Below are 15,036 nucleotides of genomic sequence, written 5' to 3'. Positions count from 1 at the left end.
AGGGCCTACGAGTCCAGCTTCGCCAGGGCCGCGTCGATCCGCTCCAGGGTGCGGTCCTTGCCCAGTACCTGGAGGGACTCGAACAGGGGCAGACCCACGGTGCGGCCCGTGACGGCCACGCGGACGGGCGCCTGGGCCTTGCCCAGCTTGAGGCCGTGCTCCTCACCGGCGGCCAGCACGGCTTCCTTGAGCGCGTCGGCGGACGTCCAGTCGGCGATGTCCAGCTTGCCGCGCGCCGTGCGCAGCAGGTCGGCCGAGCCCTCCTTCATCGCCTTCTGCCAGGACTTCTCGTCCTCGACGGGCTGGTCGAGGAAGAGGAAGTCGACGTTGTCGGTGATGTCGGAGAGCACCGTGAGCCGCGTCTGGGCGAGCGGGGCCAGCTCCTCGAACGCCTGCTGCGAGAAGTTCTGCGCCGGCCAGGGCGCGTAGGGGGCCTTCAGCCACGGCTCGCAGGCCGCGACGAAGTCGCCCAGCGGCAGCTCCCGCAGGTGCGTGGCGTTGATCGCCTCGCACTTCTTGAGGTCGAAGCGCGCCGGGTTGGCGTTGACCTCGTGGATGTCGAAGGCGGCGACCATCTCGTCCCGCGAGAAGATGTCCCGGTCCTCGGAGATCGACCAGCCCAGCAGGGAGAGGTAGTTGAGCAGCCCCTCGGGGAGGAATCCGCGCTCCCGGTAGAGGTTGAGCGCGGACTGCGGGTCGCGCTTGGAGAGCTTCTTGTTGCCCTCACCCATGACATAGGGCAGGTGTGCGAACTCCGGGACGCGTTTGGCGATGCCCAGCTCCATGAGCGCCCAGTACAGGGCGATCTGGCGCGGAGTGGAGGAGAGCAGGTCCTCGCCGCGGAAGACGTGCGTGATGTCCATCAGCGCGTCGTCGACCGGGTTGACCAGCGTGTAGAGAGGGGCGCCGTTGGCACGCAGGATGCCGTAGTCGGTCACGTTCTCCGGCTGGAAGGTGATCTCGCCGCGTACCGCGTCGGTGAAGGTGATCGGCTCGCCCGGCATCCGGAAGCGGACGACGTGGCTGCGGCCCTCGGCCTCGTAGGCGGCGATCTGCTCGCCGCTCAGGTCGCGGCACGCGCCGTCGTAGCCGGAGGGGCGGCCCTCCCTGCGGGCCTGCTCGCGGCGCTGCTCCAGCTCCTCGGCCGTGCAGTAGCAGGGGTAGGCGTAACCGCCGTCCAGCAGCTTGCGCGCGACGTCCGCGTAGATGTCCATCCGCTGGGACTGGCGGTAGGGGCCGTGCGGGCCGCCGCCCGCGACGAAGCCGTCCCTTGAGACCTCAGGGCCCTCGTCCCAGTCCAGGCCCAGCCAGCGCATCGCGTCCAGCAGCTGCTGGTAGGACTCCTCGGAGTCGCGGGCCGCGTCGGTGTCCTCGATGCGGAAGACCAGGGTGCCGCCCGTGTGCCGGGCGTACGCCCAGTTGAACAGGGCGGTACGGACCAGGCCCACGTGGGGGTTGCCGGTCGGGGAGGGACAGAAACGTACGCGGACGTCCGTGCCCGCGGTCCCTTCCCTCCCGGAGAACTCAGTAGTCACGCTTGATCACCTTGTTGGTGAGAGTGCCGATTCCTTCGATGGTGACGGCGACCTCGTCGCCGACGTGCAGGGGCCCGACACCCGCGGGGGTGCCGGTGAGGATGACGTCGCCGGGCAGGAGGGTCATCGCCTCCGTGATGTGCACGATCAGGTCCTCGACGGACCTGACCATCTCGCTGGTGCGGCCGAGCTGGCGCTGTTCGCCGCCCACCGTGCACATGATGCCGACGTCGGCCGGGTCCAGGTCGGTCTCCGTCCACGGGCCCAGAGGACAGGAGCTGTCGAAGCCCTTGGCGCGGGCCCACTGCTTCTCCGTGCGCTGAACGTCACGCGCGGTGACGTCGTTGGCGCAGGTGTAGCCGAGGATGACGTCCCGCGCGCGTTCGCGGGGCACGTCCTTGCACATGCGGCCGATGACGACGGCGAGCTCCGCCTCGTAGTGCAGCTCGGAGGAGAAGGAGGGGTAGGCGATGGGATCGCCGGGGCCGATGACGGAGGTCGAGGGCTTGAAGAAGGTGACCGGCGTCTCGTCGACCTCGTTGCCCATCTCCTTGGCGTGCTCGGCGTAGTTCCGCCCGATCGCCACGACCTTGTTGGGCAGGGTCGGCGGGAGCAGCCTGACCTTGTTCAGGGGGAGCTTGTGTCCCGTGCGCTCGAACTCCGCGAAGGGGTGGCCCTTGATGATGTCGAGGACGGGGCCCTCGGGGGTCGAGGGCTCGCCCTCCACGACGCCGAAACCCACGGTTCCGTCCAGGGAGAATCTTGCGATGCGCACGGGGGTCCTTTGGTACCGGTGTCAATGGCTGGGACCCCAGCGTATTCCACCGGCCGCGCAGGGCGAGGTCGGGTGTTTTCGGCCCGTGCCCCGCCCCTCTCGCTCCCCGGGACCGCCTTCTTGAAGCGCCCCGGAACGGGCCCGGCCGCGCGCTCCTCAGCGCAGCCGCGCCATCAACGCGTGTTCCACCAGCGTGATCAGTGCGCTCTTGGCGTCGGCGCGGTGGCGGGCGTCGGTGGTGATGATCGGCGCGTCGGGGCCGATCTGCAGCGCCTCGCGGACCTCCTCGGGAGAGTAGGGCTGGTGCCCGTCGAACCCGTTGAGCGCGATGACGAACGGCAGCCCGCTGTTCTCGAAGTAGTCCACCGCGGGGAAGCAGTCCGCCAGCCGGCGCGTGTCCACCAGCACCACGGCACCGATGGCACCGCGCACCAGGTCGTCCCACATGAACCAGAACCGGTCCTGACCCGGCGTACCGAACAGGTACAGGATCAGGTCCTGGTCGAGCGTGATGCGGCCGAAGTCCATCGCCACCGTGGTGGTGGTCTTGTCGGCCGTGTGCGTGAGGTCGTCGATACCGGCCGAGGCTGAGGTCATCACGGCCTCGGTGCGCAGCGGGTTGATCTCCGAGACCGCGCCGACGAAGGTCGTCTTGCCCACGCCGAAGCCGCCGGCCACCACGATCTTCGCGGAGGTCGTCGAACGGGCTGTCGTATCCCCGACGGGCCCGGCGCTAGAGCTTCCGAAGTCCACTGAGCACCCTTTCGAGCAGTGTCACGTCTGGCTGGCCGTCGGCGGTGGTCTCGTCGCCACCGGGCTGGTGGATGGCCACGAGCCCGGCTTCGGCCAGGTCGGCGACGAGAATCCGGGCGACGCCGAGCGGGATGGTCAGGAGTGCGGAGATCTCGGCGACCGACTTGATCTCGTAGCACAGGCGGCAGATCCGCTGGTGCTCCGGGAGCTGGCCCTGGAGCTGGGCGGGGTCCGCCGTGGTGTGCACCAGTGCCTCGATGGCGAGCTGGTAGCGGGGACGGGTCCGGCCACCCGTCATGGCGTAGGGGCGCACCAGCGGCTGCTGCGGGGGCGGGGAGTGTTCGGCGCCACGCTCGTTGGCGGCCGACATCTCACCGTGCGTGGGCTGCACCGGCTGGATACGGGACTGCTGGGGTCGCCGCTGCTGGGGCTGCGGAGCCTGGTGCGGCGACTGGGGGTGGGGCTGCTGCTGCGGGTGCTGCGCCCCCTGGTCCGGCTGCGCCTGCTGGGGCGGCTGAGCCTGGTGGGACGGCTGCTGCCCGTACTGGGGCTGCGCGGGGTGCGGGGGCTGTCCGTGCTGCGGCTGCCCGGGCGGCTGCTGTTGCCCCTGGTGCGGCTGCTGACCCTGGTGCGGCGCGTGCTGCGGCTGGGCGCCGCCGGGCCCGGCGGGCCGCTGGACGTGCTCACTGGGCGCCGAAGGGAAGTTGAAACGGTTCAGGAAGGGCGCGTCCCCACCCGGGGCCGCGGCCGACTGGACGTCCTGCGGCTGGTCGGCATGACCACTGCCGTACGACGACGGACCTCCTGGGGGCGTTGCCACGTTTCCTCCTCCGACTCACGGACATACGGCCGTCTGCGCTCACGGCACCTTATGGCGCCCGGACGCGATGCGCACGGCCGCGGGTCAGTTGTGCCCTAGTTGAGAAGACTGCCCTGCAGTTCCGCCCGCAGATCCGGGGTCAGGACGCCTCCCGCGCGGTCGACCAGCAGGGCCATCTCGTAGCCGACCAGACCGATGTCGGCCTCCGGGTGGGCGAGGACGGCGAGCGAGGAGCCGTCGGAGATGGCCATGATGAACAGGAAGCCGCGCTCCATCTCCACCACGGTCTGGTTGACCACGCCGCCCTCGAAGATGCGCGACGCACCGGACGTCAGCGAGGTCAGTCCCGAGGCGACCGCCGCGAGTTGGTCGGCGCGGTCGCGGGGGAAGCCCTCGGACATCGCGAGCAGAAGTCCGTCGGCGGAGACCACCACGGTATGGGACACCCCGGGGGTGTTCTCCACGAAGTTGGTGATCAACCAGTTCAGGTTCTGCGCCGCCTGGCTCATCGGGCTCACACTAACGCTCCTGATCGTAAATGCTGCCGGGGCCGAAGCCCTGTCGGTCGGTCTGGTCGGGGTCCCCCGCCGTGCGTCCCTGGCGGATGCCGCGGTGCAGATTACTCAGCCTGCCCCGTACGTCCTCGGGCGCGCGGGAGACCGAGGGGCCGCCCCGCTGGTTCTCCTCGGCGGCGCCCGCGACCAGGTTGGCCCTGGGCACCCGCCGCGGCAGCCCGGAGGTGGTGGTCCCACCGGCCTGCGGGTCCCGCAACTGGCCCGCCCTGTCCCAGCGTTCGTCGTTCTCGTTCCGCCGGGGCATTCCGCTTCCGTCCGGCGACGAGGGCCGCGCGGGCTCCGCGAACGGGGCCTGTCCGCCTGGCGCCAGGCCCTGGCCTCCCGTTCCCGCGTCCCCTTCCTGCTGCGCTCGCCCCGGCTCACGACGCGGGAGGCCCGCTTCGGTGGTGGTGCGATAGCTGCTCGGGAGGGGACCCTGACGGTCGAAGCCTACGCGCTCGGCATCCGTTGGGGCCATGCCGACGGAGGATTCCGCTTCCTGCTGCGGCGAGCCGTACTGGCTTTCGTACGGGTCGAGTTGGGGACTGGCGGCCTGCTGCTCCGGGGCGCCGGGGAGCCCCGCACCCGACCCGTCGAAGGTCTGCGGGTAGCCGGTCGCCTGGGGCCGTCCATGCCGGCCGCCGAAGGGGTCCTGGTCCTGTGCGGGAGCGTAGGGCTGTTCGTACTGCTGAGCGAACTGCTGGTCGTGTCCGGCGCCCGCGTACTGCTGCGCGGCGATCTCCCCCGAGGGCCCGTAGCCCTGCGGGTAGCCGCCACCACCGGGCAGCCCGAACGGATCGGGCGTCTGCGGCACCTGGTGCTGCGCGTCGTGCGGCTGCCCGCCATGGGCCTGTCCGCCGTGACCCGTTGGGTCCTGCACGCCCTCCTGACCCGTGAACGGGTCCTGCTGCCCGGGGAAGTGCGGTTGCTGCCGGGGTTCCGCGGCGGGGGATCGCCGGCCGTCCGCGGGGCCCCTCGGCGAGGACGGGACCGAGGCGCCGTAGCGCGAGTCGTCGAAGCCCAGGTCCGCGGCCGAGCGAGAGTCGTCGCGCGCCGGCCGCGGGGACTCGTGCTGGTGCTCGGGGACGATCCGGGAGACGGTGAAGCCCTCGTCGAGGCGCTCCTCCCCTCCCCCACCGTGGGTGATCACGTCCGGCAGCATCACCAGCGAGGTGGTGCCCGCCTGCTCGCCCGAGGGCCGCAGCTGGACGCGGATACCGTGCCGGTCGGCGAGCCGGCCGACCACGAACAGGCCCATGCGCTGGGAGACGGCGGCGTCCACCGTGGGCGGGTTGGCGAGCTTGTGGTTGATGTCCGCGAAGTCCTCGGCCGTCAGCCCGATGCCCTTGTCGTGGATCTCGACCATCATCCGGCCGTCCGGCAGCCGCGTCGCGGTCACCCGCACCTTCGACTGCGGCGAGGAGAACGAGGCTGCGTTCTCCAGCAGCTCGGCGAGCAGGTGCACCAGGTCGTTGACGACCTGCCCGTGGATGTCCGTCTCCGGGATGCCGGTGATCTCGATGCGCTCGTAGTGCTCGACCTCGGAGGAGGCCGCGCGCAGGATGTCGACCAGCGGCACCGGCTCCGTCCAGCGGCGGCCCGGCTCCTCACCCGCCAGCACCAGCAGGTTCTCGCCGTTGCGGCGCATGCGGGTGGCGAGGTGGTCCATCCGGAAGAGCTTCTCCAGCTGGTCCGGGTCGGCCTCGCTGTTCTCCATCTCCGTGACCAGGCCCAGCTGGCGCTCGATGAGGCCCTGGTTGCGCCGCGAGAGGTTCGTGAAGATCGCGTTGACGTTGCCGCGCAGCATCGCCTGTTCGGCCGCGAGCCGCACGGCCTCGCGGTGCACCTGGTCGAACGCGCGGGCGACCTCACCGATCTCGTCCCTGCTGGTGAGCGGAATGGGCGCCACCCGCGTGTCCACCCGGCCGGGATCGGTACGCGAGAGCTGGTCGACGAGCATCGGCAGCCGCTGCTGGGCCACGTCGAAGGCCGCCGCGCGCAGCGCCCGCATGTTCAGGCTCATGGCGCGGGCCATCCGGCCGGCCACGACGAACGCGAGCAACAGCGCCACCAGCACGATCGCGGAGTTGATGAGCGCGTCTCGGCGGGCGTCCGAGGCGATGCTCTCCGTCTCCGCGACCGCGTCGCGCGTCAGCTTCGACTCCACGGCACGGTAGGCGTCGAACGTGGCGGTGGAGGTCGCGAACCAGCTGTCGGTGGTGATGCCCTTGGCGCGCAGCTCACGGGCGCTCGCACCGGAGCCGATGGCCTTGACCATCGCGTCCATGGAGGGCGGCGCCACGAACTTCCGCCCGCTCGCGGTCGCCTTCTCACGCGCCGCCTGGACGCGCGCGCCGCCCGCCTTCTTGGCCTTGGCGACCTGTTCCTTGAGCAGGTCCACGTCCTCGGGGCGGCCGCCGGAGGTGTACTCGCCCAGGGCGATGCGCTCCAGGTAGTGGTAGGAGGCCAGCGCGGTGAGCTGCGCCTGCTTGTCCTTGGCCGACGGCCCCGGCTTGACGAGCAGGTGGGTGCCCAGCGAGCGCTGGAGTGACTCGGCGGCCTTGGCCAGCGAGATGGCGTAGACGGTGCGGCCGTAGGAGGTGACGTTGCCGGTGCCCAGACCCAGCTCGTTGGCGAACTCCATCAGCGGATGCTGGACGTCGACATAGCCCTCCTCCGTCTGCACCCCGCTCAGTTCCCCGGAAAACGCGGCGGTGCGCAGGGCGGGAAGCTTCGGCTCGGCCTTCTCGAACGCGGCGAGCCGGCGCTTGAGGCCGGGGTTGTCCGGCAGGTGCGAGGCGGCGCGCCTGAACTTCTTGGCGGCCGCGTCCGTGGCGTCCCTGGCCTTCTTGACCTCGGAGGCGTCTCCGTTCCCCTTCAGCAGCGGCTCGGCGGTCCTGTCGCGCTCGTCGATGAGGGCGTTGCCGTAATCGGCTGCCGCCTCGACGAGTTCCGCCGTACGCTGGGCCTCCTTGGCGTCCTGCCACGCGGCGACGTCGGACTCGACCTTGAAGCCGCCGAAGACGAGGGCGACGAGCACGGGTATGAGCAGGATCGCGTTCAGCCGGGTGGCCACGCGCCAGTTGCGCGCCGACCACCGGCTGCCACCGCCGGTGGCGGGCACCGGACGCGGCGTCTGCGGCCCGCGGGGCGCGGCGGGGCGCGGCGGTGGGGTGAAGTTGCCCCGCGACTCCGTGGAGCCGCCCCCCTCGGACCCGTCCGGCGCCGGGCCCGGCGTACCCCTGGTCGTTCGCCTCACTCGACTTCTCACCTCTCGGTGCGCGACGCCTTCGGACGTACTGCGCCTGCGCTACTGCTGAGTTCAGGGAATTCCAGCACGTCAAAGCCGCCCCGTCCAAACACCTGGCGGATTACGGAGGGCTACGGAAGGCGAGGAGAGCAGCGCGGAGCCGGCGACGGAAAAACGGGCATTGGGGCCGTGCGGCGCCAAATGGCCCGGGATTCGTACGCAGAGCGAAACGTTCCGCGCGCCCGGCGTGTTCACCCGGGCGCGATTCTCTTTCGAAACGTTATGAACGTGAAGCCGCGACGGTTGGCGGACATGGCGAAAAACACAGCGTGGCGCCTGTCCGGTTCCGCGGATCCACGGCGCTACTTGAGACGGGCGAGCAGCGCGTGCTCCACCAGTGTGATCAGCCCGCTCTTGGCGTCGGCGCGGTGGCGGGCGTCGGTGGTGATGATCGGCGCGTCGGGGCCGATCTGCAGCGCCTCGCGGACCTCCTCGGGAGAGTAGGGCTGGTGCCCGTCGAACCCGTTGAGCGCGATGACGAACGGCAGCCCGCTGTTCTCGAAATAGTCCACCGCGGGGAAGCAGTCCGCCAGCCGGCGCGTGTCCACCAGCACCACGGCACCGATGGCACCGCGCACCAGGTCGTCCCACATGAACCAGAACCGGTCCTGACCCGGCGTACCGAACAAGTACAGGATCAGGTCGTCGTCGAGCGTGATGCGGCCGAAGTCCATCGCCACCGTCGTGGTCGTCTTGCCACCGGTGTGGGTCAGATCGTCGATACCGGCCGAGGCCGAGGTCATCACGGCCTCGGTGCGCAGCGGGTTGATCTCCGAGACCGCGCCGACGAAGGTCGTCTTGCCCACGCCGAAGCCGCCGGCCACCACGATCTTCGCGGAGGTCGTCGAACGCGCGGGCGCGGGCGCGGGTGCGCCGAAACCCTGCTGGCCGTGCTGGCCGTGCTGACCCATGGAGCCCATCGGGCCCACCGGCGGGGCCGGCTGCCGCCCGGCCGGGTCCCTGCGCGGGCTAGAGCTTGCGAAGTCCACTGAGCACCCTTTCCAGCAGCGTCACATCGGGGGTACCGCCCGGGTCCGAGGCACTGCCCGGCTGGTGGATGGCCACCATGCCGGCCTCGGCGAGGTCGGCGACGAGAATCCGGGCCACCCCCAGCGGGATGGTCAGCAGCGCGGAGACCTCCGCGACCGACTTGACCTCCCGGCACAGGTGGCAGATCCGCTGGTGCTCCGGGAGCAGCCCCTGCAGCTGCATCGGGTCCGCGTTGCTGCTCACCAGGGCCTCTATGGCGAGCTGATAGCGCGGCCGGGTGCGCCCGCCCGTCATGGCGTAGGGGCGCACCAGCGGCTGGTCGCCCTCACCACCGTACGGCGCGTGGGCGTTGTACGCGCCGTACGGGTCGTGCGAGGCGGGCGGCGGGGTCATGGCTCCTCCGAGCGAGGCATGGGGTCGGCGGACGGACTGTGGTGCTCAGGTGGGGGGAGCGTGACGATCAGTTGAGAATGCTTCCCTGGAGTTCCGCGCGTACGTCCGGAGTGAGTACGCTTCCAGCACGGTCCACCAACAGCGCCATCTCGTAGCCGACGAGGCCGATGTCCGCTTCCGGGTGGGCGAGGACGGCCAGTGAGGAACCGTCCGAGATGGCCATGATGAAGAGGAATCCCCTCTCCATCTCCACCACGGTCTGATTGACGACGCCGCCCTCGAAGATCCGCGACGCGCCTGACGTCAGCGAGGACAGCCCCGAGGCGACCGCCGCCAGCTGGTCGGCACGGTCCCGGGGGAACCCTTCCGACATGGCCAGAAGCAGGCCGTCGGCGGAGACCACCACCGTGTGCGACACCCCGGGGGTGTTCTCCACGAAGTTGGTGATCAACCAGTTCAGATTCTGCGCAGCCTGGCTCATCGGACTCAACTAACGCTCCTGCTGATAGGTGGGGCCTGCGCCGTGGGTGTCCGTGCCGGCCTGTCGGCCCTGCTGGACGCCACGGCGGAGATTGGTCAGCCGGCCACGCACGTCGTTGGGCGCGCGGGAGACCTGTGGACCGGACTGTGCGGTGGACTGCTGCTGTGCGGTACCCGCCACCAGGTTGGCGCGGGGCACGCGGCGCGGCAGCCCCGAGGTCGTGACACCGCCGGCGGCGGGCTCACGCAGCTGCTCGGCACGCCGCCAGCGCTCGTCGTTGGGCGAGGCTCCCCAGTGGCCGGCGTCGGGCGCCGCGCCGTGGGAGGCTGCCCAGTCGCCCTCGGCGGCCGCCCCGTCGCTCCCCGCGGGAGCACCGGGGGTGGACCGGCGCTGCGGCAGCGGCGGCACCGCCGAGGCGGGCTGCCCGGGGCGGGGAGCGGACGCCGGCGCGGGCTGCCGCCCGTTGCCCTGCATGCCGCTGCCGTCGTCCGCCGGGCCCGGACGACCCTCGTGCGGCGGCGCCTGCGGGGTGGGCTCCCCCGCGCCACGGAACCAGTTGGACTCCATGGAGGCGAAGATCGGAGTCGGCGCGTCCTGCGGGGCCGGGGGCCCCGAGGGTATGCCGTCCGGGAAACCTGTGCCGGGCTGCTGCGGCCGTGCGTGCTCGCCGGTGGGCTCGGGCTCGTCGTGGCCACGCGGCGCCTCGGCGTCCTGCGGACCGCGCTCGGGCCGCGCCCAGCTCGGGCGGCCCTGCGACGCGTCGGCCGCGTCCGCCGGCTGCGGCCGCGCGAACTGGCCCGTGTCGCCTGGCCCGTCGGGGCGGGTGTACTCGCCGGTGTCCGAGGGGGAAGGCGCCTGCGGGTACTCGCCCGTGTCCGCCGGGCCGCCCGGCTGCCGCGGCAGCGCGAACCGGCCGGTGTCCGCAGGTCCCGACTGCTGCGGGAACTGCCCGGTGTCCGCGGGGCCCGACTGCTGCGGGAACCCGCCCGTGGAGTAGGGGTCGGCCGGCTGCGCGTACTGGCCGGTGTTCGCCGGGCCGTCCGGCGCGATCCGCGGAATCTCGCTCGTGCTGCCGGGCCCCTGAGAGGGGGAACCCTGCTGCGGGAAGGCACCGGTGTCGGTCGGCCCTGTCGGCCCCTGCTCCAGCGCGAACTGACCCGTTCCCCCGGACGCGTCCGGCTGCGGGAACTGGCCCGTGGACGCGGGACCGTCCGGCTGCGCGTACTGACCCGTGCTCGCCGGGCCGTCCGGCGCGATCCGCGGAATCTCGCTCGTGCTGCCGGGCCCCTGAGACGGAGAGCCCTGCTGCGGGAAGCGGCCCGCACGGGCAGCGTCGTCGGCGCTGACGCGCGGGAACTGGCTCGTGCTGCCCGGGCCCTCGTCCTGCGCGGGACCGCCCGGCTGCGCGGGACCGCCCGGCTGCGCGGGGCCGCCGGGCTGCGCGAAGTGGCCGGTGCCCGCCGGAGAGTCCGGAGTGATGCGCGGTATCTCGCTCGTGCTGCCGGGGCCCTGAGAGGGGCCGCCCGGCTGGGCGAACTGTCCTGTGTCGTGGGGGCCGGATGGCCGCTGCTCCAGCGCGAACTGGCCTGTGCCGCCCTGCTGCGAGCCGCCGGCGGTGTCCGACCCACCGGGGAGCTGCCCCGCGGGGCCGCCGCGGGTGGGCAGCGGCGGTTGGGCGCCACCGGAGCCGCTCGGGCCCGCGGGAGCCTCGCCCGGGCGGGCCGGGCTCGGCGGGGCTCCGAAGAAGTTCACGGCGCTGCCGCCGGAGCCGCCCTGTGCACCGCCGCCCGGCAGCGCCGGACGTGCGCCGCCGCCGCTCTGGCCACGCGTGGGCAGGGCGCCCAGCCGCGAGCCGCCCTGGCCCAGCGAGCCGGCTCCCGCGCCGGTGCCCGCGGACGGCGCGCCGGGCGTGCCGCCCTGCGGGCCGCGCTGGAGCGCCGCCGCGAGGTTGCCGCCCTTGCTGCCGCCGCGCTGCTGCGCGGGCGGCGGTCCGCCCTGGCCGCCGGGCGCACCGGCGCGGCCCTTGGCGCCCTGTGCGACGTCGATGGGGAGCATGACCAGCGCGGTCGTGCCCCCGGAGTCGGAGGGGCGCAGCTGGATGCGGATGCCGTGCCGCAGGGAGAGGCGGCCGACCACGAACAGGCCCATGCGGCGGGAGACGGAGACGTCCACCGTCGGCGGGTTGGCCAGCCGCTCGTTGATCGCGGACAGGTCCTCGGGCGAGAGCCCGATGCCGGTGTCGTGGATCTCGATGAGGACCCGGCCGTCGGGCAGCGCGTGTCCGGTGACCTTGACCTTGGTCTGCGGCGAGGAGAACGAGGTGGCGTTCTCCAGCAGCTCGGCGAGCAGGTGGACGAGGTCGTTGACGACGCGGCCCGTGACCTCGGTCGCCGGCACGGAGTTGAGCTCGATGCGCTCGTACTGCTCCACCTCGGATGCGGCGGCACGCAGCACGTCGACCAGCGGGACCGGACGGGTCCAGCGCCTTCCGGGCTCCTCGCCCGCGAGGACCAGCAGGTTCTCGCCGTTGCGGCGCATGCGGGTGGCGAGGTGGTCGAGCTTGAAGAGCGAGGAGAGCTGGTCGGGGTCGGCCTCGCGCGACTCCAGCTCGGAGATGAGCGAGAGCTGGCGCTGGATCAGGCCCTGGCTGCGGCGCGAGAGGTTGGTGAACATCGCGTTGACGTTGCCCCGCAGCAGCGCCTGCTCGCCGGCGAGGCGGACGGCCTCGCGGTGGACGTCGTCGAACGCGGAGGCCACCTTGCCGATCTCGTCCCGGCTGTGCACGCCCACGGACTCGACGGAGGTGTCGACGTCCTGCGGCTCGGCCTCGGACATCTGCTTGACCAGCTCGGGCAGCCGCTTGCGCGCGACGTCCTGCGCGGTGTCCTGGAGGCGGCGCAGCGAGCGGACCATGGAGCGGGCGACGACGAACGCGCCGACCAGCGAGATGCCCAGCACGAGCAGGATGAGCGCACCGCTGATCAGCGCCTCGCGCTGCGCCTCGGAGCGCAGCTCGCGGGCCTGCTGCTCCATCTTCTCCAGCAGGGTGTGCTCGATCTTGCGCATCGCCTGGATCTTGGACTCGTCCTGGTCCATCCAGTCGACGTAGGTGCGGCGCTGCTTCTTGATCGCGTCGGGGCTGTGCAGCATCCGGTCGCGGTACTTGTTCGCCATGACGACGTTGACGTCGCTGCCGCCGAGCGGCTTGAGGAGCTCGTCGGTCTCCCCCGAGCCGTAGATCTGGCCGAAGCTGTCGAGCTCCGCGCCCTCACTGTCGGTGGCGGTCCTGGCGAACAGCCGGTCGCTCTCGGACAGCTTGGGGGTGGGCTGGTGGGCCAGGCCGGCGGAGATGATGGCCCGCTGGATGGAGGCGTACTCCTTGGCGCTGGAGAACGCGGCCAGGGCGCGGGTGCTGCGGATCATCTCCGAGTTGCTCGTCGCCTGCGCCATGTCCTGCGAGAGGGAGAGCAGGGACTCGATGAGCTGGTTGTAGGAGTTGACCGTCTGGGAGACGTACTCCGGGTTCTCGTAGGCGCGCTCGCGGATCGTGTTGATCGCGGTGAGCTGGCGGGTGATGTCCAAGACGGTGGACTGGACGCCCGCCATCACCTTGTCGCTGCCGTCGATGTCGCCGGTGGTTTCCTTGAAGGACTGGAAGGCCTTGTCGGTGTCCTCGCGGGCGCCGACGACGACGTCGTCCTTCTGGTTCCCCGTGCTGACCAGGGGGCCCGCCGAGCGGTCGCGCTCCTCCTGGAGGGCGGCGGCGAGCTCGGTCGCCTGCTCCGTCATCTCGGTGAGGCGCTTCATGTTGTCGAGCTGGTCGACGTTCTGGAGCGAGTCGGAGATGCGCAGGCCGCCGAGCGTGGTGGCCGCGATGACGGGGAGGGCGAGCAGGGAGACCAGGCGCGTGCTGATGTGCCAGTTGCGCAGCGCCATGCGCGAACCCGGGTCGGGGGCCGGGGAAGCCGAAGACGCCGCAGAGGCCGGAGAAGAAGCCGAGGCGGCGCTCTTGCCGCTCTCCTTCTTCGCGGCCTTGCCCGTCTTCCCGAGCTTGCCGGTCTTGTCGGCCTGCGCGGCCGCGGCGCCCTTCTCGCCGCTCACCTGCTGACCGGAGGGCGCGCCCTGGCCTTGGGGCCCGCCGTCCTGGGCGCGCTGAGGCTGGGAGACGCGGTCGGCCGAGCCGCGCGCCTCCGGGGCTCCCTCAGCGCTGCCATCCCTCTTGAAACGTCCCTGCACTAGCGTCGCAACCTCTGGACCAGGCGTCCCCCCGTCGCGACGGCGGGACGGTATCGAGTCGTGGGGGTCCCAGGCCCCCATGGCGGTCGTGATGACCGGCGCGTCCCCTCAGCACCGTCGCGCGGCGCCGCTTCTGCGTCCGACGCGCGCCGGTCATGTTTCGTCCTGCGGCGGTCCGTGGAATTCCAGCACAGTGCCGGATCTGCAACAAGGGCTGTGGATAACCACCGGCGATCAGTAACCATTCGCACCCGCCTCCTCACGGTGCGTCGAAAGGGCGAAGCGGAATGCCGGACTTCTCCCGATCGAACATCCGCTCCATCCGACCCGCCCACCATGACTGCAAGATCAACACTGTGCACGGATTGCCCTGTTGGCCCGCTCTGCCCGATTGCATCACCGGGCCGACGTTTCCTTATGTCGCTTTTGGTAACCGGCCCGTGAGGAAACTCACATGGCAAGCGTTGCCTAGGTCACGTTCGCGCGGGGAATAGCGGGCCTACTCTCGGCGTTTACATCTCATACCGAAATGACAAGCCGAGCGAGGTAAGGGCATCCAGTGAAGTCCACACTGACCATGGGGAAGATAGCCAACCCGCGGCGCACCACTCTGGCGCACCTCAACGACGCCGACGAGCTGACGGCCCGTGCGGTGGAGGCGGACGCGGTGCGGGAGGCAGCACAGGAGGCAGCGCGGGAGGCAGCGCAGAACGCGGAGGACGCGCTCCCCAGCCAGACCGCCAACCCCCGCCGCACCACGCTGGTGGACGCGCCGGCGAGCTGAGCGCAGCACACCCGCCGCACACACCGAGGCGCGTGCCGGAACCCTGTCCCCGGGGTTCCGGCACGCGCCTCGGTCGTTCTCGGGGCCGCGGGCCGGCGCCGCGTCGTGTGCGCGCCCGCTCCTTGCGCTTCGGGCGCTCAGCCCTGCCAGCTGTGCGGGGCGCGGAAGCCGTGCTGGCGCTCCAGGCGGCGCCACCCGGCCTTCGTCGGACGCCCGCGGCGCGCGGGCGCCTGCGTCTGACCGGCCCGCGTCGTGGCGGCGGCGCGGGCGAGCAGCAGCGCGGTGACCGCGGCCAGCTCCTCCGCGTTGGCCTGGCCCTTCTCCACGCGCACGACGCCGTCGGCCGTGGCGCTCGACGGGCCCGTACTGGCGGACTCCTTGGGGGTCTCGTTCATCTGTGCTCCC

General features: G+C 71.7%; 12 protein-coding genes. 1 reads left to right on the top strand and 11 read right to left on the bottom strand.

The features are described 5' to 3' along the window. Positions 1-5 precede the first annotated feature (5 nt). The 10 genes from gltX to MMF93_RS24155 form a co-directional block, all read right to left on the bottom strand. Positions 6-1,535, bottom strand: a complete 1,530-nt coding sequence (gene gltX / locus MMF93_RS24200) for a glutamate--tRNA ligase (protein WP_242754741.1) — start codon at positions 1,533-1,535, stop codon at positions 6-8. Then, positions 1,525-2,310 carry a fumarylacetoacetate hydrolase family protein gene (locus tag MMF93_RS24195; protein ID WP_242754740.1) on the bottom strand — a complete coding sequence of 262 codons (786 nt, stop codon included), beginning with the start codon at positions 2,308-2,310 and terminating at the stop codon, positions 1,525-1,527. Before MMF93_RS24195 ends, gltX begins: the two co-directional genes overlap by 11 nt. A gap of 156 nt (positions 2,311-2,466) precedes the next feature. Beyond that, positions 2,467-3,063 carry a GTP-binding protein gene (locus MMF93_RS24190; protein ID WP_242754739.1) on the bottom strand — a complete coding sequence of 199 codons (597 nt, stop codon included), beginning with the start codon at positions 3,061-3,063 and terminating at the stop codon, positions 2,467-2,469. Beyond that, positions 3,044-3,883, bottom strand: coding sequence for a DUF742 domain-containing protein (locus MMF93_RS24185; RefSeq protein WP_242754738.1), 840 nt, complete (start codon positions 3,881-3,883; stop codon positions 3,044-3,046). The genes MMF93_RS24190 and MMF93_RS24185 overlap by 20 nt, the downstream gene beginning before the upstream one ends. A 95-nt stretch (positions 3,884-3,978) precedes the next feature. Beyond that, entirely contained in the window at positions 3,979-4,392 is a 414-nt protein-coding gene (locus tag MMF93_RS24180; RefSeq protein WP_037792627.1) for a roadblock/LC7 domain-containing protein, read from the bottom strand. A gap of 10 nt (positions 4,393-4,402) precedes the next feature. After that, positions 4,403-7,696 carry a nitrate- and nitrite sensing domain-containing protein gene (locus MMF93_RS24175; RefSeq protein ID WP_242754737.1) on the bottom strand — a complete coding sequence of 1,098 codons (3,294 nt, stop codon included), beginning with the start codon at positions 7,694-7,696 and terminating at the stop codon, positions 4,403-4,405. Positions 7,697-8,049: 353 nt separating this feature from the next. Beyond that, complete coding sequence (locus MMF93_RS24170; RefSeq protein ID WP_242754736.1) at positions 8,050-8,658, bottom strand: GTP-binding protein; 609 nt, start codon at positions 8,656-8,658, stop codon at positions 8,050-8,052. A gap of 58 nt (positions 8,659-8,716) precedes the next feature. Continuing rightward, complete coding sequence (locus tag MMF93_RS24165; protein ID WP_242754734.1) at positions 8,717-9,130, bottom strand: DUF742 domain-containing protein; 414 nt, start codon at positions 9,128-9,130, stop codon at positions 8,717-8,719. 67 nt (positions 9,131-9,197) lie between these two features. Then, entirely contained in the window at positions 9,198-9,611 is a 414-nt protein-coding gene (locus MMF93_RS24160; RefSeq protein ID WP_181856416.1) for a roadblock/LC7 domain-containing protein, read from the bottom strand. 9 nt (positions 9,612-9,620) lie between these two features. Beyond that, positions 9,621-13,847, bottom strand: a complete 4,227-nt coding sequence (locus MMF93_RS24155) for a sensor histidine kinase (protein ID WP_242754733.1) — start codon at positions 13,845-13,847, stop codon at positions 9,621-9,623. Positions 13,848-14,406: 559 nt separating this feature from the next. Between MMF93_RS24155 and MMF93_RS24150 the strand changes: the two genes are divergently transcribed. Continuing rightward, the gene (locus MMF93_RS24150) at positions 14,407-14,631 is read left to right on the top strand and encodes a hypothetical protein (RefSeq protein ID WP_242754732.1); all 225 of its coding nucleotides are present in this window, start codon (positions 14,407-14,409) and stop codon (positions 14,629-14,631) included. A gap of 137 nt (positions 14,632-14,768) precedes the next feature. Here the strand turns inward: MMF93_RS24150 and MMF93_RS24145 are convergent, their stop codons facing one another. Further along, complete coding sequence (locus MMF93_RS24145) at positions 14,769-15,026, bottom strand: acyl-CoA carboxylase epsilon subunit (protein WP_242754731.1); 258 nt, start codon at positions 15,024-15,026, stop codon at positions 14,769-14,771. Positions 15,027-15,036: the final 10 nt, after the last annotated feature.

It is taken from the genome of Streptomyces tubbatahanensis, assembly GCF_022699385.1.
GTDB lineage: Bacteria > Actinomycetota > Actinomycetes > Streptomycetales > Streptomycetaceae > Streptomyces > Streptomyces diacarni.
Note: the sequence above shows the minus strand (reverse complement) of the source record. Positions and strands in the feature narration are given on the sequence as shown.